Consider the following 23873-nt stretch of genomic DNA (forward strand, 5'->3'; position numbering starts at 1 on the left):
AATTCCCAGAGCCTTGAGGTAAGGCAACTTTTCACGAATGCCCTGTAGTGTGCCGCCATGGCTTGTATGTGGGGAATTGAGATCATAAGGAACAAACCCCAAACGGTGTCGGTTTTCAACCGTATCTTGGGCAAAACGGTCAATGATTAATGAATAAAATAACCGATTAGCCCAGTCTTGAGGCCCTGAGGAGATGGCAACAGTTGGCTTGGGGCCATACAGTGCGTGCCCATCCACCACATCTAAGAAAACAGACTCAACTTGTGACATAGACTGGAGTGCCTCATCACACACCATTAAGCGACGGGTGAGCTGACTCGTATGCCTGGCTCCATGGCGATCGTCATAGCCCAGTCGATAACAATAGCCCGTTCCATTAGAGCCAGCTGAAAGGGTGACCGTGAACAGCTTAAAACAGCTTTCTGTGATCCCGACCTCCTGAGCCGCGACACATTGACTCGATTGCTCTCCCTGAGCATTCTGAATCTCCAGGAGAATATAACCATGAATCGGATAACGAGCTAGCGAGACACCAAATTTTATCTGAATCAACTCGTCACTGCTAAATACCCATTGAAAGGGTGCAACAGCTGACTCGAGATGAATCTCGCAATACTCTTCAAAGTAACGCATAGGGCTCAATTATATACAAAGGCACGAAGCAGCAATTTGGAACTCCGCAACATAATTATTGTCAAGTTGACCTCGCCGTTCCACAGATGAAACTTGCTAATACCCTGTGAGAATATTCCAGAAATTACATAACCGTGAATTCACATAATATTCACTTTCAAGAAAGTTGATCTGAAATAGAGCAACAATCATGCATTTCAGCCCAGCGGCCTTTTATGAGTCTTCTGAATCAACAATATTGTTGGCACAATTTTCGCTAGCGATGCGCTCTCACCTGAAAACTACGCTTTGCCCGCTTAATATTCAAAACCCGAAATTACAATATCACATCTCTGAAGATTGCCACAAATTGTCATGAATTGCCATAAGAACTACATTGCCTAACCACAACTCTCGACCATAGCTAATGAATAAGAGGCCTGCAGCAAAAAAGGACACTCGATCTACGGGTATTTCATTTTCGAGCCAGTCCCTAAACTCTATGAACGTGAAACTGTACCAACAGCTCCATAAATGGGCATCTCTGTAGGTTTTATACTTTCTCACTTTAAAGAAAGACAAAGTGGTAAAAAATTCACCACTTTGTCCTTTTTGCTGCTTTAATAGTTCTGACTCGTAAATTCCAGGCACTATTACATCGTTATTCATTACCCAAAGACTTATTCGTTGATTAACGTCTAAGTCACAGCGAATATGTCATATCAAAATCGAATGCGCCGTTGCTGTGTAGATACCGTCATGGCTGCCTTCCAGTAGCACCAAGTCTTAAGATGCCGAATACCTGCCTAGGAGACTTTGTATATAGGAAAACTAGTATGTAGTATGTGAGTCTGCAAACATCTATTACTAAGTGATCTTTGAGATGAAGCCTTGCAATTGAAAGGTTTTGACAACTTCTGGCATGAACTGATTCTTCTAACGTTTTTACCTGGGTTCAATATGTATTATTTGCAGTCTATTTGAAAGCTGCTAAGTAACGCTTGGTCATTTTTTAGCGTGGATTTAAATTCTTTAGCTATACCTGGTAGGCGTTTTTTGTTGATGTTCAGAGGCTGGCTGACATTGTAACTTCCTAAATGTAGTTTCTACGTAATTTCCCGGGTGAGTTCATTTAAGCTTTAACTTATATTGTTTTGGTGTCTTCACTTTTGGACATTCGTTTATTTAGTTCTAGTTTTGGATCTCAACATAGAGGATAGGGTTATTTATGGACGCGCTTAGGGAAAGCTGACTGTTTCGCTCACAGACATTTATTGCGTTTATGCGAATTTTACGTAAACGATTTTTATTAGTAGATTGATGAAAATATCAATGGGGCTGAACTCCAGCAAGAACGGTCTGAGTGAGAGCGTTAGAGAGCGGGCTCGTTGCCAAACTTTGGTAGAGTTGTTGCGGTCTCAAGCTGCTCGGCAGCCTGAGAAAACGGCATATATTTTTCTCCAAGATGGTGAGAGTGAATCGGGTCGCTTGACCTATTCGGCCTTGGACTGCCAGGCACGTCATATTGCTGCTCAGCTTCAGGCGATCTGTGCTCCTGGTGCTTGTGCTCTCTTGGTATATCCTTCTAGCCTTGAGTTTATTGCCGCCTTCTTTGGCTGTCTGTATGCCGGTTTAGTGGCGGTGCCTGCCTATCCGCCTCGGGCAAACCAAAATGCGAATCGTCTGCAGGCAATGTTAGGTGATGCAGGCGCGAGTGTCGTTTTGACGACAACAAAACTTCAACCCCAGCTCCAGTCACGCCTTGAAGAGGACTACGCATCAGTTTTATCGCTTCATTGGCTGGCGACCGATGGCAGTCCTGCAAAGCCTCCCCCTGTTTGGCAGGCTCCTGATACTACGGCAACGACGCTAGCCTTTTTGCAATACACTTCTGGATCGACCGGTGCCCCCAAAGGAGTGATGCTGAGTCATGGGAATCTAATATATAACGAGCGCATGATTGAGGTAGCCTTTGGCCATACCGATCAGACTGTTATGGTTAGTTGGTTGCCGCTGCATCATGATATGGGCCTGATTGGCAATGTGCTACAGCCCCTATACTTAGGTATCCCCTGTACTCTGATGCCACCTGTGGCCTTCTTGCAAAGGCCAGTGCGGTGGTTACAGGCAATTTCTCGCTATCGGGCAACGACCAGTGGCGCTCCTAATTTTGCCTATGAACTTTGCCTAAGTCGCATTTCAGCTGAGCAGCGAGCAAACTTAGATTTAAGCAGCTGGGATGTCGCCTACAGTGGGGCGGAGCCAGTGCGCTATGGTACCCTACGACGGTTTGCTGAGGGGTTTGCAGCTTGCGGGTTCCGTTGGCCATCATTGTATCCGTGCTATGGCATGGCAGAAACTGGTTTGTTGGTGTCGGGGGGCGTAAAAACCCAGCCTCCAGTAGTGTTTCCTGCAGAAGGAGAAGCGTTAGCTCAAAACCAGGTAGTCATAGCTAATGAGAGTTCACCTAATCATCAAAGGTCTAATTGCCAAACGATTGTGGGGTGTGGCCAAACTTGGTTAGAGCAGCAGATTATTATTGTCGATCCTGAGCAGTTAACCCGCTGCCCGCGCGATCAAGTAGGTGAGATTTGGGTTGCGGGTCCTCATGTTGCCCAGGGCTATTGGCAATGTCCCCAAGAAACCGCAGACACGTTTTATGCCTACACGTCTGACACTGGGGAAGGCCCCTTTCTGCGGACAGGAGATTTGGGCTTTTTTCAAAATGGTGAACTGTTTGTCACGGGACGGATCAAGGATCTAGTGATCATTCAAGGCCGCAATCACTACCCCCAGGATATTGAGCTAACCGTAGAACGAAGTCATCCAGCCTTGCGTGTCTCTGGGGGAGCAGCCTTTGGCATTGAAGTTAATGGTCAAGAACAGTTAGTCGTAGTTCATGAGGTTGAGCGTCGCTATTTACGCCAGCTGCCATCGGATGAAATTTTTCAGACGATACGACAAGGCGTTTCTGAGCATCATGATTTACCGCTGTATGCGGTTCAACTACTCAGGCCCGGCAGTTTGCCAAAAACATCGAGTGGCAAGGTGAAGCGGCGTACTTGTAAAGCTGAGTTTGGACGGGATGGGTTAAACTCTGTTGCTACCTGGTGCTTAGGTTCAGTTCCTCAGGCCCCAAGTCGAAAGCGTGAGGTGCAGACGGTGGTTACTCCTGGTATTCTCAATGCTGCAACTATTCGCGATTGGTTGATTGAACAGGTGGCTAGCCAGCTGCATGTCGCTGCCGACGAGATTGATATTCATGAACCCCTGGCACACTATGGCTTAAGTTCAGCGATCGCTGTTGGTCTATCGGGGCAGCTACAGGATTGGCTGGGTCGGACGGTTTCTCCAGCACTGTTGTACGATTATCCCACCATTGCCAGTTTGGTTCAGTATTTAGTCAGTGATGCAGTGGCAGTGCCACCACGGCTAGCTCAGGCTCACTCCAGATCTGATGCGCAATCTATGTCCGCTCAGTCAAATGCCGTTGCCGTCATTGGTGTAGGCTGTCGTTTTCCAGGTGCGCCTAGTCCAGATGCGTTCTGGGAATTATTGCGCACTGGTCAGGATGCTATTGCTCCGGTCCCCCATCATCGTTGGACGATGGGAGATGGAGGTGCAGCTAACTATTGGGGAGGTTTCTTAAATGGGGTAGATCAGTTTGACGCTGAATTCTTTTCTATTTCGCCCCGTGAGGCCACCCGTTTGGACCCTCAACAGCGGTTTTTACTGGAGGTGAGTTGGGAGGCATTGGAAAACGCTGGCCTGGCTGCAGAGGCGCTAGCAGGCACTCAGACAGGCGTATTTGTGGGGATCAGCACTTCAGATTATGGTCATTTACAGCGCCATGACACGGACCAATTAGATGCCTATGTGGGGACCGGAAGTGCGCTGAGTATGGCCGCTAATCGGCTCTCTTATAGTTTAGATTTGCGGGGCCCCAGTCTGGCGGTTGATACCGCCTGTTCCTCCTCTCTGGTAGCGGTTCATCAAGCCTGCCAAAGTCTTCGACAGCAAGAATGCTCTCTCGCCCTGGTGGGGGGTGTGAATTTAATGCTGACCCCCGATTTGACAACAGCGTTTTCGCGGGCTCAGATGATGGCAGCAGATGGTCGTTGTAAGACATTTGATGCCGACGCTGATGGCTACGGGCGGGGTGAAGGATGTGGGGTGGTTGTGCTGAAGCGGTTGGAGGATGCGATCGCAGACCAAGACACTATACTGTCCGTGATTTTAGGCTCCGCCATTAATCAGGATGGCTGCAGTAATGGCCTGACAGCTCCCAATGGGTTAGCCCAACAAGCTGTGATCGCTCAAGCGATGGCAAACGCTGGAGTGCAACCAGCTCAGGTGAGTTATGTAGAGGCGCATGGCACCGGTACTGCTCTGGGAGATCCCATTGAGATGGGTGCCCTCAAAGCAGTGCTGATGCAGGGACGAGATCTAAACGCTCCTTGTTGGATTGCATCACTTAAGACCAACATCGGACATTTAGAAGCCGCTGCAGGTATCGCAGGCTTGATTAAAGGGGTGCTTTCCCTACACCATGAGAAGATTCCACCCCATTTGCACCTCAAGCAGCTAAATCCCTACATCAGTTTAGAGGAGACTCCTCTCACCATCCCCACAGTCTTGACAGACTGGCCGAGCGAGACTGGGCGCATTGCCGGGGTCAGTTCCTTTGGCTTTGGCGGCACCAATGCCCATATTATATTGTCAGATTTCCCTAACTTGATGGTGCCTGGCAATCAAGAGAACGGTAATCAAGAGAGTTCCCCGCCAGAACCATCCCACTATCTGCTGACACTATCTGCTAAAGACAATAGTGCACTACGTGCTTTAGCTCAACGATATCGTGAGTATGTGTTTCGTCATCATCCTGAGGTATCAGTAGCTGATATCTGTTTTAGTGCCCAGACGGGACGATCTCACCTGGTTCATCGTCTGGCGATTGTGCATGACTCATCTGAGCACTTAGGGCAGCAGCTAGAAGCATTTGTTTGTGGAGAAGAGACCCCTGGCTGTCTAAACAGTATTGGTGAGAGAAAAGCTCAAAAAAACCTTAAAAATCTGTTCAAAATTGGCTTTCTATTTACCGGTCAAGGGTCTCAGTATGTGGGTATGGGACAACAGCTTTACACCACCCAGCCTGTTTTTCGCCAAGTTCTAGATCAGTGTGCCGAGATTTTAGATCCCTGGCTGGATATCCCCTTGTTGAACGTTTTGTACCCTCAGCAATCCCATAGCGGCCCGTCAGCGGCGGCGGATCTGATTCATCAGACCGCCTACGCACAGCCTGCTCTGTTTGCCTTAGAGTATGCCCTATATCAACTGTGGCGTTCGTGGGGGATTGAAGCCGATGTTGTGATGGGGCACAGCGTCGGTGAATATGTAGCTGCTTGTGTAGCAGGGGTCTTTAGTCTAGAAGCCGGGTTAAAGCTGATTGTAGCCCGAAGTAGGTTAATGCAGCAGCTACCAGCTGTTGGAAAGATGGTTTCCCTAATGGCATCGCCAGAGCAGGCTAGAGCAGCTATCTCATCCACGTCTTCGACAGCAGCGGTGGCTATTGCTGCCATTAATGGTCCCAAAAGTACGGTTGTTTCTGGTAATGCTACCGCCGTACAGTCCTTGGCCGATTACTTTAACAGCCAGGGAATCAAAAGTCGCTTTCTTCAGGTTTCTCACGGGTTTCACTCTCCCTTGATGGAACCTATGATCGCGGAGTTTGCTCAGATTGCTCAGCAAATTACCTATGCCCCTCCTCAACTACCCCTGGTTTCCAACGTCACTGGAGAACTGGCCACTGCTGAGGTTGCAACCCCTGACTATTGGTGTCGTCATATTCTTGCCCCGGTAAACTTTATCGCTGGTATGAGCACTCTGCAGCAGCAAGGTGTGGAGTGCTTTGTAGAATGTGGACCTCAGCCAATGTTGTTAGGCATGGGGCGGCAGTGTTTATCGGAGGATATGGGAGTCTGGCTGCCTAGCCTGAGATCAAGAAAAGATGATTGGCAGCAACTGCTCACTAGTCTGGGTGAGTTATACGTGAGAGGTGCAAACGTTGATTGGGTCGGGTTTAACCAGCATTACACTCGTCATAAGGTGATGTTGCCCACGTATCCTTTCCAGAGGCAACGATACTGGATTCAAACGTCTGATAGGGGGTCTATAACAAACCCCATGGCCTCACCCAGTCAAAGTACGTCCATTGTGCACCAGCTAACTCAGGGGAAAACTCAGCAGCTGGCTCAACAGTTGCAGCATACTGGCGCTCTATCCCAAGCCGAAATGGCTTTAATGCCCAAACTTCTAGACCTGGTAGCTCAACAGCATCAACATCAATTAACCGCAGCCAATGTTCACGATTGGCTGTATCAAGTGCAATGGCAATTGTTATCTCCAGCCCGGCTACAGTCTACTGCTGAGCCCAGCCATTGGTTAGTGTTTGCAGACTCAACGGGGGTGGCACCCGTCTTGGCTACTCAGCTACGACAACGGGGCCATCAGTGCACCCTAGTCTACCAGGCAGAGGATTATCAGCAGCTGGCCCCTGGGACTTATCAGCTTAATCCAGCCAATTCCCAATCGTTTGAGAGTCTCTGTCGGGCTGCGATCGCAACCAGCCAACTCCCCTTAAGCCATATCATTCATCTCTGGAGTTTAGATGCTCCATCCAGCGCAGACCTGACCATCGAGACTTTAGAAAAGTCCCAAGTTCCAGGCTGTGGCAGCGTTCTACACCTGGTGCAGGCTTTAACTAACAATGCTGACATAACGCCCGTTCAACTATGGCTTGTAACTCGTGGGAGCCAGTCTGTTCTGTCGTCCCCGACCGCACCATCCCCAACCAAAGCACTTACCATTGCCCAAACTCCACTGTGGGGATTGGGTCGCGTCGTCTCGCTAGAACATCCTCAGCTATGGGGGGGGCTGATAGATTTGGACCCTCAGGAGACTCAAGATGAAGTCAGGTTAATGCTTGAGCAAATTGAATCTCATCTGCCAGAAGAGCACTTAGCGATACGTGCCGGGGCTGTCTATGGTGCCCGATTAGTGCCAAGTCCCTTGCCAGTATCTTCATCCGTATGTTTGCGCGCCGATGGCACATATCTAATTACAGGAGGACTAGGAGCCCTGGGTCTTCACACGGCTCAGTGGTTAATAGATAAGGGAGCAAAATATCTAGTATTAGTCAGTCGTCGTCCTCCAAATGAATCCGCCCAGGCCGCTATTGCTCACCTGCAGCAGCAGGGAACTCAAGTGCTTGCTATGGCAGCGGACGTGTCTGTTCAGGCTGATTTGAACAAAGTATTGCAACACATTAAGGCGACTCTTCCGTCTCTAGCAGGAATTATTCATGCTGCTGGAACAGTAGAGATTAAACCATTACAACAGATGGAACTTGACCAACTGAAAGCGATAATGCGCCCCAAAGTTTTGGGAGCATGGTTGCTACACCAGCTGACTCAGGAGCAGGAGCTAGACTTTTTTATTAGTTTCTCGTCTATTGCAGCAGTATGGGGTTCCTATGGCCAGGCTCACTACAGTGCTGCCAATCATTTTTTAGATGGGTTAGCCCATTATCGTCAGGCGTTAGGATTAAAGAGTTTTAGTGTCAACTGGGGACCCTGGTCCGATGGTGGCATGTCCGATAAGGTAGTATCTGTCGAGTTACAAAAACGAGGGGTTAAACCGTTACAACCGGTACAGAATTTGGCGGCTCTAGACCAGATACTTGCCTCTGACAGGACTCAGATAACTGTTACTGATGTTGATTGGAGTTTATTTAAACCGCTATACGACTTTGGCAAACAGCGATCGCTTTTAGAGGCTCTAGAGAATTTAGGATTAGCCTCGTCAGTAGCAAATCAGCAAACGGTTATCCCAAAAAACAATCAACAGGGCGAGCAGATTTTAGCCAGGCTTCAGACAGTAGAAGAGCCCGAAAGATCGGATATTTTAATGCGTCACTTGCAGTCAAAAGTTGCAACGGTGCTCGGTTTACGCTCCTCTCAATATCCCGATCCTGATAAAGATCTGATCAAATTAGGCATGGATTCTTTGATGGTGGTTGAACTGCAAAATTGGTGCCAAAGAGAGCTAGGTATCCACATCCCTATTGTCAAATTTATGCAAGGCGGCAGTCTGAGCGATCTTCTGATTGAGGTGAATCAACAACTGCGACAGCTAATAGATGCAGGCTATCCTCAAGACCAAGAGATAAACGCTCAACAATCAATGAATGAGAAGGCTAGTAACTGGATTGAAGTAGAACTATGAAATTAGCTGATTTTTTGCAAGATCTATCACTCCAGGGTGTCAAGTTATGGGCAGATGGTGATCGTCTTCGCACGGCTGGTTCTCAGACAGTGTTGACCTCTAATGTGGTTGAACAGCTCAAGCAACACAAAAGCGCTATCTTGCAGCTGCTCCACGAGCATCCAAATGTCCTCAACGTTCATCCATTGTCCCATGGTCAACGGGCGCTTTGGTTTTTGTGGCAGCTAGCCCCAGAAAGTTCTGCGTATAATTTTTCGTTTACAGCACGTATCCATACCGCAATAGATGCGGATACGTGGCGCTCTCTTTTTCAAATATTAGTTGAGCGCCATTCGATTCTGCGATCTACATTCCCCAATCGTGATGGCGAGCCTTTTCAGCACATTCATCTAAAGCAGGCCGTAGATTTCGCTACTATTGATGCATCAACGTGGAGCAATGGACAACTCAATCAAAATCTGATTGCCATCAGCGAAGCTCCGTTTGACCTGGAAACAGAATCTGCTATGCGAGTAAAATGGATTACTCGCTCGGCCCAAGAGCATGTGTTGCTAATTGTGGCCCACCATATTGTCTTTGATGGTTGGTCGCAGTCTATTCTTTTCAAAGAACTTGCAACTCTCTATAGAGCTTCCCTGACGGGGAATAACAATGACCATCATACTAGCGCGCACTATTCTAGTAATGGTCATGGCACCAATGGCTTTAGCACCAATGGTCATAGAATTAATAACAATATTGCTACAGCGCTTGCTCCGCTCGAGCATACCTATCAAGACTATGTAGAGTGGCAAAAATATCTCCTAGAGAGTGATAAAGGAGAGCAGCTATGGCAGTACTGGCAACAGCAGCTAGCGGGTGATTTACCGATCTTAAATCTACCTACTGACCACCCGCGCCCTCCTGTAAAAACCTATCGGGGGGCGATGCAGTCCTTTCAGCTAGCGGAGTCTCTCACTCAACACCTGAAAGAATTAGCAAAAACCTCGGGAGTGACTCTTTATGTGCTTCTGATGGCTGCTTTCCAGATACTGCTACACCGGTATTCTGGTCAAGAAGATATTCTAATAGGATCGCCCTCCCTTGGACGCAGTCAGCTGAAATTTTCTGAAATTGTGGGCTACTTTGTCGATCCCATGGTTCTCAGGGCGGATCTGTCGGGCAACCCCACGTTTAGCTCATTTTTAACTCAGGTGCGTCAGACAGTTTTAGATGGTTTAGCCCATCAAGATTATCCGTTTGCTCTGCAGGTAGAACAGCTGCAGCCCCGTCGAGATCCAAGTTACTCACCTATTTTTCAAGCCTGTTTTACCTATTTGGTGCCACTGCAGGATGCTAAGGGGGAAATTGATTGGGGTGAGCTGGGATTTGAGCCCTTTGAGCTGCCTCGAAACAGGAGTCAGTTTGACTTGCACTTAGAAATGTCGGAGGTAGATGTCTCTTTGGTTGGAGGGATTGAATATAGCACCGATCTCTTCAACCGAGAGTCAATTGAACGGATGGTGACTCATTTCCAAACATTATTAGCTTCAATTGTTGCCAACCCTGAACAGAGGCTAAGGCAGCTTTCCTTGCTGCCAAAGTCAGAATATCAGCAGCAGCTGATTGAATGGAATAATACGGTTACATCCTATCCAACAGCGCAATGTATCCACCAGTTGTTTGAAGCTCAGGTGGAGAGAACCCCAACTGCAGTAGCTGTAAATTTCAATACGCAGCAGCTTACCTACCAAACATTAAACCAGCGGGCTAATCAGCTAGCTCATTATTTACAGACATTGGGAGTAGGTCCAGAAGTTCTGGTGGGTATTTACGTAGAGCGCTCCCCCAATATGATGGTGGGATTGTTGGGGATTCTTAAGACTGGGGGAGCCTATGTTCCTCTCGATCCCGGCTACCCAAAAGAGCGAATAACATACATGCTTCAGGACTCTGCAGCCTCTGTGGTGCTGACTCAGCAAACATTGGTGGCAGATTTACCCGATGTTAGTGCTCAAGTTATTTGTCTTGACACGGACTGGGCCAAAATTGCTGACGGCAGTGATAAAAATGTTAAAGGTGATGCACAGCCCGCTAATTTGGCCTATGTCATCTACACTTCGGGTTCTACAGGCCAGCCTAAGGGGGTTGAGATCCTGCATCAAGGGTTAATGAACTACCTGTGCTGGTGTACTCAAACCTATCGTGTTTCCGAGGGGGCGGGTGCATTAGTTCATTCCTCTATCGGGTTTGATGCGACCATTACCGGCCTATTTTCACCGTTGCTGGTTGGAAAAACGGTCTTTTTACTGCCAGAGGATGAGGGGATTGAGGGGCTGGCCGCAGCGTTACAGACAGACAACAATTTTAGTTTGGTGAAATTAACACCAGCCCACCTTAAGGCGCTTGGCTCTCTCATTCCGGTAAAACGCCTAACTCAACAGACGAGGGCCTTAGTGATTGGGGGAGAAGCCTTAGTAAAGGATGTGATTGCTCCCTGGTTGATCCATGCTCCAAATACCCGATTAATTAATGAATATGGACCGACGGAAACAGTGGTGGGCTGCTGCATTTATGAAGTTGACTCCTATGAGAGTCTCACAGAGCCTATTCCCATTGGTCGCCCCATTGCCAATACCAAACTCTATATCTTAGATTCTCAACTACAGCCACTGCCAACAGGTGTTCCAGGAGAATTATGCATCGGTGGAGAGGGTGTAGCTCGCGGCTATAGAAACCGACCAGAGTTGAGTGCTGAGAAATTTATTAGCAATCCTTTTGGCTCAGGGCGTCTCTATAAGACGGGGGATCTAGCCCGCTATCGCCCGGATGGCAATGTTGAATATCTGGGTCGAATTGATCATCAGGTAAAGATTCGGGGATTTCGGATTGAATTGGGCGAAATTGAGGCTATCCTCAACGATCATGCTCAGCTTCAGCAGGCAGTGGTCATTGCTCGAGAAGATCACACTGGAGATAAACAGCTGGTAGCTTATGTGGTCAGCACATCTTCTCTTATTCCGGAGGAGCTACGAGATTTTTTGAAGGCACAGTTGCCAGAATATATGGTGCCAGATGTGTTTGTGCAACTGCCAGATTTGCCCCTGACCGCTAATGGAAAAGTTGATCGCAAAGCTCTTCCTGCACCGGAGAGACTATTGACAGATGTTGACGATACTTTTGCTGCTCCCCAAACATCTGAGCAAAAACTGATTGCAACTATTTTCAGTGATGTTCTCAAGGTTAGTCCTGTGGGACTTCATCAGTCGTTTTTTGAACTGGGGGGGCATTCTTTACTGGCAACTCAGCTGATTGTGCGGTTGCGAGAGGCTTTTGATGTAGATATTTCCCTGAAGCTTTTATTTGAAGCGTCTACGGTAGAAGGCTTGGCGAGTGCGATCGCAGCTCAAAGCCAGCTAACATCCCATTCTAAAAATCTACCTCAGATCCAGCCTGAACCTGAACACATCAACCGTCCCTTTCCCCTCAATGATATTCAGCAAGCCTATTGGCTAGGGCGCGATGCAAGTTTTGATCTTGGGAATGTTGCCACACAGATTTACATTGAACTTGACTGTCAGGATCTTGACCTAGATCGCTTAGACAAGTCGCTACAACGCCTAATTCAGCACCATGCGATGCTAAGGGCGGTGATTTTACCAGCCGGTAGTCAGCAGATTTTGCCAGAGGTTCCAACCTATAAAATTGCCATCACCGATCTATCCGATCTAGGTACTGAGCGCCAGACTCGTCAGCTTGCCACAATTCGACAAAACCTCTCCCATCGCATGCTCCCAGCCAATCAGTGGCCACTATTTGGCATCAAAGCTACCCGCTTAGGAGCAAAGAAGACTCGGCTTCATCTTAATTTTGATGCTCTCCTTGCTGATGCAGCCAGTCTGCAGCTTTTAGGGCACCAATGGATACAGCTATATAATACTCCCGAAATGGAGTTTTCTACCTTAAAGCTATCGTTTCGAGATTATGTGCTAGCTGAACAGCAGCTACAAACCAGTGAAAAATATCAACAAGACGAGCACTATTGGTTTTCTCGCCTCGATAGTCTGCCACCAGCCCCTGAACTACCCTTAGCAGTTCAGCCCAATCAGATTGAGAATCCTCGTTTTCAGCGGCGTAGCTATCGGCTGAATCCAGAGCACTGGCAAATCTTGCAAGTTCGTGGAAAGCAAGCCGATCTGACACCTTCCGGAATCTTATTGGCAGCTTTTTCTGAAGTCCTAAGTCTATGGAGCCGTCAAGCTCACTTTACGCTAAATCTAACTACATTTAAGCGTTTACCTCTGCATCCCGAAGTCAACGATATCGTAGGTGATTTCACCTCATTGACACTCTTAGAAGTCGATTTTCGTCAACAGTTAACCTTTGAAGAACGAGCTCGGAGATTACAAAAGCAACTATTTGAAGACTTAGATCATTTGCAATGTAACGGTATCCGTGTTTTAAGAGAACTGACACGTCACCATAGCACTCAGAAACAAGTGGCTATGCCAGTGGTCTTCACTAGTATTCTTGGACTTCGCTCAGCCAGTGAAACCAGCAATCGTCATGATATTACTGATCTCGGAGAGGTCGCCTATAGTGTTTCTCAAACACCTCAAGTATGGCTAGACCATCAGGTATCTGAAGACCAAGGCGCTCTTGTCTTTAGCTGGGATACGCTTGAAGCCTTATTTCCAGCAGGCATGATAGATGCAATGTTTGCCACCTATTGCAGATGGCTAGAGCAACTGGCTACGGACGAGACGGCTTGGCACCAAACAAGACGGCATCAGCTATTGCCAAAAGCGCAACAGAAGCAGCGAGCTGAGAGCAATAACACTACAATTCCCATAAGACCGACTCTACTCCAAGAGCTGTTTACAGATCAGCTACCCCAGCGATTTGAACAACCAGCGGTCATCGCGCCAGACTGTTCTATAACCTATGGACAGCTGGCCCAAATGGCCCAATGCTTAGGCCAAAAGCTTCAGCAACAGGGTGTTCAGAGCAATACCCTAGTAGCTATTGTTCTAGAGAAGAGCTGGCTTCAGGTGGTTGCTGTGCTAGGTAGTTTAATATCAGGTGCCGCCTATGTGCCAATTGACCCGCAGCAACCGCGTCAACGCCAACAGCAGATTTTAGAACAAAGTCAGGCAGAACTGATTATCACCCATAGCAGCTTGATAGACCAGATTGGTGTGGAAGCCAGCCATCAAATATGGGCTTTAGATCAGCTAGTCACCCTAGGTCAAGCAGAACCTCTGTCCGCCTGGGACTGGGTTCAAAAACCTGACGATCTAGCCTATGTGATTTTCACCTCCGGGTCCACCGGTAAACCCAAAGGAGTTGCGATCGATCATCGTGGAGCAGTTAATACTCTGCTCGACATCAATCGTCGCTTTTCAGTGACTTCTCAAGACCGAGTTTTAGCTCTATCAGCTCTCAACTTTGACCTATCCGTATATGACATCTTTGGGATACTAGCAGCCGGTGGCACAATCGTGATGCCTGAACCGCAGCATGTGAAAGAACCTGCTCACTGGCTGACTCTGATCCGCCAACATCGAATTACGCTTTGGAATACAGTACCGGCTCTAGCTCAAATGCTGGCAGATTATCTCAGTCATGAAAAGGCTCCCCTGCCGAGCAGTTTACGCTTAGCGTTGTTAAGTGGAGACTGGTTGCCGTTGGATTTGCCGGGTAAGCTACAGCAGCTGTGGACAGATATCCAGATCAACAGTTTGGGAGGAGCCACAGAGGCCTCTATCTGGTCTATTACCTATCCAATTGATGTTGTAAATCCCGATTGGAAGAGTATTCCCTATGGAAAACCTCTGGCAAATCAGACATTTGCGGTTTTAAATGATCAATTCGATCCCTGTCCAGTCTGGGTTCCTGGCGACTTATACATTGGTGGCATTGGTCTAGCGATTGGTTACTGGCAGGACCAAGCCCGTACAGCAGCTAGTTTCATTAACCATCCGGTCACAGGCGAGCGGCTCTACAAAACTGGAGATCTAGGCCGTTATTTTCCTGATGGCAACATTGAGTTTTTGGGACGCAAAGACTTTCAAGTTAAAATCAGAGGCTTTCGTGTCGAACTGGGAGAGATTGAAGCCACACTCAATCAACATCCTGCTGTTAAGCAAACGGTGGCTAATACTGTTGGAGAGTCTCTGAACCGGCAATTAGTAGCCTACGTTGTGGCTGAATCAGAGTCAGCTGCAGTTAATCTGGCTGAAGCTCACGATCCAAGTCAATTAGCTGATGTGATTCTCGATCCTGTGGAGCGGATTGAGTTCAAGCTGAGTCAGCCTGGATTAAAGAATTCTGTGCCCAGCAGTCAGGTCATTCAATTATTAAAACCTGTCTTCGATGGAGACTTAGAACAGCGCTATTTAGTCCGTCAGAGTTATCGCCAATTTGCCTCAGATTCGCGCTCTCGAGCTTCACTTGAGCAGATGCTAGTGGCGCTGACTCGTTCTGCCTCTGTTTCCAAACCATCTACACTATCTGACACAACAACAACGTCTCTTCCCCTGTCTCTAGAAAGCTTATCCAAAACCCTTAGCAGCCTGATGGGATTTTTGATTGAGGGTGCTCCTCTACCCAAATATCTCTATCCCTCAGCCGGAAACCTTTATCCCGTTCAGCTGTATTTACGTGTTACTGATGGCGCCATTGCCGATGTTGCTGCTGGAGTCTATTATTATCATCCTCTCAACCATACTCTAATCAAGCAAAAGGAAGGACGTATTGATTCAGCTGTATCTCTGCCGAAAAAGTTGACTAACCCTGGCGTTGAGCTATTTCTGATCGGACAACTCCCTGCGATTAAACCTCTATACGGTCGGCTAGCAGATACTTTTTGTGCTCTAGAAGCAGGATATATGCTGGAGGTACTCCGACACACTGCTACAGAGCAAAACCTCAGTTTTACGATCCCCTCCCGCTCTACTCCAGAGCTAATCCAGGCACTAGGGCTCGATCCTCAGCAGCATTTACCCTTGCTGCAGTGTGTCCTATCGTCTCAAGACAGTTCAGCGGTCATGTCCTCTGGATTAGCTCTTAAATCATGGTTTGAGGAGTCGGACCCATTACAGCTATACCTCTACTTGAAGCCAGATCACTGGGATGACCTAAAAGGCGGAATGTATCGGTATGATCCTGACTCACAAGCCCTGACGGCGTTATCTAGCGACGCACAGCTGAGCGGGACTATCTACGGTGGTAATCAGCCTATTTTCGATCAAGCTAGCTTTAGTCTCTTTTTGGTAGCCCCGTCTGCAAATACACACATTCCAGAGTCCCTGGGCAGTTCTTCTCGGACAAAAGAACTGCTAAAAGCAGGTATGTGGGGACAAACATTGATGCTTGCAGCCCCCCACCATCAACTGGGGCTGTGTCCTATTGGCTATCTGCCTGAAAAAGAGATTGTCCATTCACTTCAACTAGAGCGTCATCAGCACGTTGTTCATAGTTTTTTGGGCGGTGGTATTGAGGTAACAGATCGGCAGCAGTGGCTAGCTTTTTCAACTAAACCGACGGTAGTGACGGCGGCAGAACAGCTGCGCCAGTTCTTACAAGAACGATTACCCGCTTATATGGTCCCTGCCATCTTTATGTCTATCGAGGCAATCCCTTTAACCGCTAATGGGAAAGTTAATCGCCAAGCCCTCCCTGTTCCTGTTTTAGAAACCGGTGCTCAGCTAGAGTATAGTTCCTTAAAAACGCCTACCCAGGAAATTATTGCAAATTTGATTGAATCAGTACTGAGAGTTGGTCCCATTGGCCTCCGCGATAACTTCTTTGAACTGGGTGGTGATTCTCTGTTAGCAACCCAGCTCATTGTTAGACTACGTGCTGCCTTTGACTTAGAGATTCCTCTACGAAACTTGTTTGAATTTCCGACAGTATTTGAGCTGGAGCAGCAGATACAGCAGATACGCCAAGAAGACTTGAGGTTAACACTGCCTCCCATTACGCCAGTAGTTCCAAGAGATGGCCAACAATTACCACTATCCTGGGGACAGGAACGTTTATGTTTTTTAGATCAATTGGAGGGACCCTCAGCTACTTATAACGTACCCGCTGCGGTGCATCTATCTGGTCATCTAAACATAACTGCTCTAGAGCAGGCATTTAATTACATTGTCCAGCGCCATGAAATTTTAAGAACCCGCTATCCCATAGTAGATGGTTCACCGGTTCAAGAAGTTGTTCCAGACATGGCTATAACTCTGATGATACAGCGTCAGGGGAATGACTTGAGCCTAGACGACTGGCAAGCTCGAATAGAGAAAACTATTCAAAAAGAGGCACGAACCCCGTTTGACTTGGCGACAGGACCCTTGTTGCGAACTGGTCTTCAGCAATATTCTGACACAGAGTCTGTGTTACTGATTACAATGCATCATATTATTGCTGATCGCTGGTCCGTCGGTATTTTTGTTCAAGAGATGGCTGAACTCTATCGTGCTTATATCAAGGGCCGGGAGCCGTCTCTTGCTCCGATGGCTATTCAGTATGGAGACTATGCCCTGTGGCAGCGACGCTGGTTGCAGGGAACAGTTTTGGAAAAACAGTTGGACTATTGGCTAGAACAGCTGGCTGATATGCCCACTCTCTTACAGCTACCAACGGACTATCCTCGACCTGCGGTACAGAGCTATCGAGGGGCTCATCACAGTTTTCACCTGAGTCTAGACTTGACCCGGCAACTAGAACAGTTTAGTCAGAGGTCGGGGGTAACGTTATTTATGACTCTGTTAGCAGGATTTGGCGTATTGCTTTCTCGCTACAGTGGTCAATCTGATCTATCTATCGGTTCTCCCATCGCTAATCGAAACCAAGCTGGAATTGAACCTTTAATTGGCTATTTCTCCAATACCCTAGTACTGCGTTTACAGCCTGAAGATGACCTCAGTTTTACTCAGTTTCTACAACGGGTACGGGAAATGACTCTGGACAGCTATGTCCATCAAGATGTGCCATTTGAGCAGCTGGTAGAGGCATTACAACCGAAGCGTTCATTAAGTCACGCGCCTTTATTCCAGGTCATGTTTTTGTTGCGTACTGCTCCCCATACGGAGCCTGAAATGCCCGGGCTAATCTTAACCTCGTTAGCATCTGATACGCCAACCACAAAGGTTGACTTGACCCTGGCGATGACTGTAACAGACGCTGGTCTAGAATGCAGCTGGCAATACTCCACTGATTTGTTTAAGTCAGAAACAATAGAGCGGATGTCAGTTCATCTACAGCGATTGCTAGAGTCGGCGGTAACCATGCCAGACCAATCACTGTCTCGCTTGCCACTATTGCAGGATACGGAACAGTATCAGCTGTTACAGCAATGGAATGATACGGCGGTTGAGCCTTTTCAGCCGCAGTGTATTCATCAGCTCTTTACGACTCAGGTTGCTAGGGTGCCAACTGCGATCGCAGTAATTTATGAAGGGCAGCAGTTAACCTACCAAGAATTAGATCAACGATCTAATCAGGTCGCTCACTATCTTCGGGCACGGGGAGTAGAACCAGGCACACTTGTGGGTATTTGCTTGGAACGCTCCCTAGACATGGTGGTGGGGTTGTTGGGGATTCTTAAAGCGGGTGGAGCTTATGTGCCGCTTGATCCGGGCTATCCTCAAGAGCGGCTGACTTATATGCTACAGGACGCCGCAGTCTCTGTGTTACTGACTCAAGAGAGTCTGAGGAGCGTAGTGCCGGCTCAAGCGGCTTCAGTGATTTGTTTAGATGCAGACTGGCCCAAAATTGCTAAACATAGTGTGCATTCTATTGAGGGCCCAGTACAAACGGATGATTTAGCTTATGTGATCTACACCTCTGGGTCTACTGGCACGCCGAAGGGAATTATGATTTCCCATGCCTCGGTCTATAATTACACGACGAGTATTACGGCTGAGCTAGCCCTAGAAGATTGCCAGAATTTTCTACTGTCGTCCACCCTAGCTGCAGATCTGGGGAATACGGTATTGTGGCCAGCGTTATGTGGAGGCAAGTGCTTGCATTTGCTAGCTGAGGAGAAAGCGGTTGATGGAGCCCTATTTGCCAATTATCTAACCGACCATGCCATAGATGTGGTCAAAATTGTACCTACTCACTTGGCCGCTTTGCAGGCAGCCACCAACGTTCAGCATAGAGTCCTACCCCGCAAGCGTTTGATTTTGGGAGGAGACATTACGCGAGTTGCCTGGGTGCAACAGCTGCAACGGTTAGCACCTGGTTGTTGGATTGTTAATCACTATGGCCCGACAGAAACGACGGTGGGAGTGCTGACCCATCGCTTTCAGACAGAAACGGCTACTACTGATCAAGCCAGCCTACCCATTGGCCGACCTCTGGCGAATACACAGATTTACATTTTGGACACTCATTTACAGTCTGTTCCTATCGGTGTAGCTGGGGAGCTATGCATCGGTGGAGCAGGCTTGGCCCAGGGCTATCTTAATCGCCCAGAACTAACGGCCCAAAAGTTTATTGCTAATCCCTTGATCGATTCTGGGTTAGCTCGTCTTTATAAAACAGGTGACCTGGCTCGTTACCTGCCAGATGGCACGATTGAATTTCTGGGTCGTATCGATCATCAGGTAAAGGTTCGGGGTTTTCGAATTGAACTGGGCGAAGTGGAATCGATTTTACTAGGCCATGCTGCTGTGCAACAGGCGGTTGTGGATATTTGGGAAGAGGTTCCTGGTAACAAACGTCTGATCGCCTACTGGGTGAGTCAGGATCCGACTTTAACACCTGGCAATTTGCGTAGCTGGTTACAGGCAAAACTTCCGGATCATATGGTTCCTGCTGCTTGTATTCAGTTGGAGACATTGCCTCTGACAAAGAATGGAAAAGTTGACCGACAAGCTCTGCCTACTCCTGATTTAAATAGACCAAAAGGCAACGCTTTTGCTCCTCCCCAAACAGTGCTCCAATGTCGCCTCGCAGATATCTGGAAACAGGTTCTTAGGATTGATCAGGTTGGTTTACATGATAATTTCTTTACCATTGGTGGAGACTCTATTCTCAGTATCCAAGTAGTCTCTCGTTCTAGACAGGCTGGGATTGATCTTAAGGCTAAGCAAATTTTTCAGTATCAAACGATTGCTGAACTGGCTAGGGTCGTTGACTTCAAGCAAGGTCTAGAGATTCCACAAACACGTGCTAGTGGCCATGTTCCTCTCACGCCGATTCAGACTCGGTTTTTCGCTCAGAATTGGTCAGAGCCCCATCATTTTAATCAGGCTGTTCTGTTGTCTGTATCCCGTCATCTTAATCTGCAATACTTAGAGGCGGCTTTAGCTACTCTATTTGAGCACCACGATGCTCTGCGTCTGAGGTATATATTTGAGGAGCAAGAATGGCAGCAAATCTATGGTGATGCGCCAAGTCCATTACCGTTAGAAGTTGTTGATCTAAGCCACCATCGTAATCGAGAATATCAGTTGAAAGTACTGGCAAGCTTAGCAGACAAGTATCAAGCTAGCCTTAATTTAAATGATAGCTGTTTGATGCAGGGGATGTTATTCCAGCTAGGAGACACGCAAGGGACTCCTGAAGCACGTCTGCTATTGATTGTCCACCATTTAGTAGTAGATGGCGTATCTTGGCGTATTTTGCTGAGTGATCTGGCGTTGGCCTATCACCAAATTGAGCAGGGACAGTCTGTGCAGCTACCGGCTAAGACCAGCTCATTCCAAATATGGTCACAACACCTGCAGTCCTACGCCCAGTCCGATGAGTTGCGTCGTCAGATGGAACACTGGTTAAACCAGCCTTGGGCTCGGGTGCAGTCAATGCCAGTCGATTATGACCAAAATTTGCATCTGAACCAGGTGGCTAGTCAAGTAACAGTCGATTTTACGTTAAGTCAGACGGAAACTCGTCAGCTGCTGCGTGATGTTCCAGCGGCTTACAATACTCAGATTAATGATATTTTGTTGACTGCTCTGGTTCAGTGTCTTCAGAGTTGGATGGACAATTCTGTGGTGCTGATTAATCTGGAGGGGCATGGTCGTCAGGTTGAATTATTTGAAAACCTCGAAATTTCTCGTACGGTTGGTTGGTTCACTAGCTTGTTCCCAGTTGTTCTGCAATTGCAACCTCAAGCAGATGTGGCTACTGCTATCAAATCGATTAAGGAGCAGCTGCGACAAATACCCAATGCGGGTATTGGGTATGGTATCGCGCGCTATTTGAGTGAAGATTCGGCCCTTCGTGAACAATTGACGGCGTTACCTGAAGGACAAATCAGTTTTAACTACCTGGGCCAGTTTGATGAGCAATTTGACGGAGGTAGTCAAGCAAGCATAGCCCATGGAGACGTTGCTATTCCAGCGTTGGGACAGCCAGCTTTGGAGGCGAGTGGTGGAGTACGCAGTCCTCAAGCTCCTCGCTCTCATTTGCTAGATGTCAGTGCTTTGGTGGTCAAGGAGCGGTTACAGGTGAGCTGGATCTACAGCCGCGAGATCTATGAGCAGGCTACGGTGGAGAGATTGGCCCACCGTTATCAAGAGGCTTTACAGGGGCTGATTTACCATTGTCTATCTCCAGCTACAGGAGGGTATACACCTTCGGACTTTCCCGGCACCGAGTTGAGTCAAGAGAAGTTGGATAAACTGTTAGCTACAGTAGGGCAACCTACTGTAGAGAGTATTTATCCCCTGTCTGGCACCCAACAAGGATTATTATTCCATGCTCTTTATACCCCTAACTCTGGCGTTTACCTAACTCAAACGGTGGTGACCATTGAGGGAGCCGTGGATGTGATAGCACTAAGGCAAACATGGCAGGCGTTAATGAACCGCCATGGCTGCTTACGCACTGTCTTTGCATGGGAGACTTTAGATCAACCTCTGCAGATTGTTTGTCCAACGTTTGAATTGCCTTGGACTGAGTTAGATTGGCGCAATTTAACCGCGAAATTGCAGGAACAGCAGTTAAATAGTTTGCTGGAGCAACAGCGAGAACAGGGCGTGGATCTTACTCAGGCTCCGGCGATTGCATTACATCTAATCCAGGTGGCCGATCAGCGGTATCACTTAGTTTGGAGCCATCACCATATTTTGATGGATGGCTGGTGTTTGCCGGTTTTGTTCCAGGAGATGCTGACGTTTTATCAAGCCTATCGCGGTGGACACGTCTGCTCTTTAAAGCTCCCTCGGCCTTATCAGGACTATATTCAGTGGTTGCAGCGTCAAGATATGGCGGCAGCGGATACTTTCTGGAGAGAAATGTTGCAGGGAGTGGAGGCTCCTACACCGTTGCCGTTTGAGCAGTTAGGGCTGCACCATCAGTCTACTGCGGGTTTTGATGAGCAGCAGATAGAGTTTTCTCCAGCGTTAACCCAGGCACTGCAAACGTTGGTCCAAGCTCAGGAAATGACCTTGGCTAGCTTTATTCAGGCAGTCTGGGGGCTGTTGCTCGGTCGCTATAGTGGTGACTTGGATGTGGTATTCGGGGTGACGGTTTCAGGCCGTTCTGGAGAGCTAACCGGGGTAGAAACGATGGTGGGTTTATTTATCAATACCCTGCCGTTAAGGGTGTCAATGTCCCATGATGAGAAACTGTTGCCTTGGTTACAACGATTACATCGGCGTCAGCTAGAGCTACAGAACTATGCCTATAGTGCTTTGGCGGATGTGCAAAAGTTGAGTGATATTGAAGCGGAGATGCCGTTATTTGAGAGCATATTTGTCTTTGAGAATTACCCGGTAGAAGCAGCTGTACAGGAACAGGCAGCTGCGTTAGGACTATCGTTCACAGGGTTAAGAAATTATGAGCAGACAAGTTATCCGTTGACGTTAACGGCCATTCCGGGAGAGCGCCTGCAGCTAACGGTAAGCTATGATACGAGCCGATTTAGTAAGGAGGCGATGGAACGGTTGCTGGGGCATTGGCAGGTGATGTTGGCTGCGATCGCAGCCAATCCTCATCAGTCTCTCGGCGAGATTCCACTGCTCACGGCGGCGGAGCGTCATCAGCTCTTAGTGCAGTGGAACGATACAACGTTTGACATTCCCCAAGACAAGTGCATCCACCAACTATTTGAGGCTCAAGCAAGGAAAACCCCCAGCGCCATTGCTGTGGCATTTGAGGATGAACAGCTTAGCTATGGCCAGCTAGAGGCTCGAGCCAATCAGCTAGCCCATCGCTTACGAGAACTTGGAGTAGAGCCTGAGGTATTAGTTGGACTTTGTGTCGAACGTTCTATCCATCTAGTTGTGGGTATGTTAGGCATTCTCAAAGCGGGAGGTGTCTATGTGCCACTGGATTCAACCTATCCCAGTGAGCGTCTGAGCTACATGCTTAACGACACGTCTGTGGACATTTTGCTCACTCAGCGTTCTTTAACCGAGCGCTTACCTACAAGCCAAGCCAAGATTATTTACCTGGATGATGATACCGCACTATTAACACCATCATCTGATATTTCATCGTATTTAGATTGTTTAGCACAGCCCAGAAACTTGGCCTATGTTATCTACACGTCAGGGTCAACGGGTAAACCCAAAGGAGCCATGGTTGAACATCTCGGATGTATCAATCACTGCTATGCCAAATGGCACGATCTCTCTTTGACTCATACGGATATTATTGCCCAGACCGCTCCCATTGGTTTTGATATCTCTGTTTGGCAAACTCTGACAATGTTACTAATTGGTGGCAAGGTTGAAATTATTCAAACCGATACGGTTAGAGATCCAGAACGGCTTTTTGCAGAAGTGCAGGTGCGAGAAATATCAATTCTCCAAGTTGTACCCTCTCTGTTGAGAATGATGCTGGAAATTTGCGATCGCTCCGGTCCACCACAGCTAAAAAATCTTCGTTGGCTAGTGGTGACTGGCGAAGCTTTTCCAACAGAATTACGTGATTGGTGGTTTACTTATTATCCCGATATTCCTCTTGTCAATGCCTACGGTCCTGCTGAATGCTCTGATGATGTCACTCATCAATTGATTTACCATCATTAACGTGCTCATTTT

The 23873-nt window shown here is 47.8% G+C and carries 3 protein-coding genes; 2 read left to right on the plus strand and 1 reads right to left on the minus strand.

The annotated features are described in order from the left end of the window. A partial coding sequence (locus IQ260_RS02695) for a hypothetical protein (protein WP_228015433.1) occupies nt 1-633 on the minus strand: 633 nt, incomplete at its 3' end. Between the two features lie 1299 nt (nt 634-1932). Between IQ260_RS02695 and IQ260_RS02700 the strand changes: the two genes are divergently transcribed. After that, nucleotides 1933-8895, plus strand: coding sequence for a type I polyketide synthase (locus IQ260_RS02700; RefSeq protein WP_193990619.1), 6963 nt, complete (start codon nt 1933-1935; stop codon nt 8893-8895). Continuing rightward, nucleotides 8892-23861, plus strand: a complete 14970-nt coding sequence (locus tag IQ260_RS02705; protein ID WP_193990621.1) for a non-ribosomal peptide synthetase — start codon at nt 8892-8894, stop codon at nt 23859-23861. The genes IQ260_RS02700 and IQ260_RS02705 overlap by 4 nt, the downstream gene beginning before the upstream one ends. Nucleotides 23862-23873 lie beyond the last annotated feature (12 nt).

Source organism: Leptolyngbya cf. ectocarpi LEGE 11479, from assembly GCF_015207065.1.
In the GTDB taxonomy this organism is placed as follows: Bacteria; Cyanobacteriota; Cyanobacteriia; order Phormidesmidales; family Phormidesmidaceae; genus Leptothoe; species Leptothoe ectocarpi.

Coding starts and splice junctions, on each gene's coding strand:
- IQ260_RS02700 (WP_193990619.1), top strand. CDS start 1,933: ATGAAAATATCAATGGGGCTGAACTCCAGCAAGAACGGTCTGAGTGAG.
- IQ260_RS02705 (WP_193990621.1), top strand. CDS start 8,892: ATGAAATTAGCTGATTTTTTGCAAGATCTATCACTCCAGGGTGTCAAG.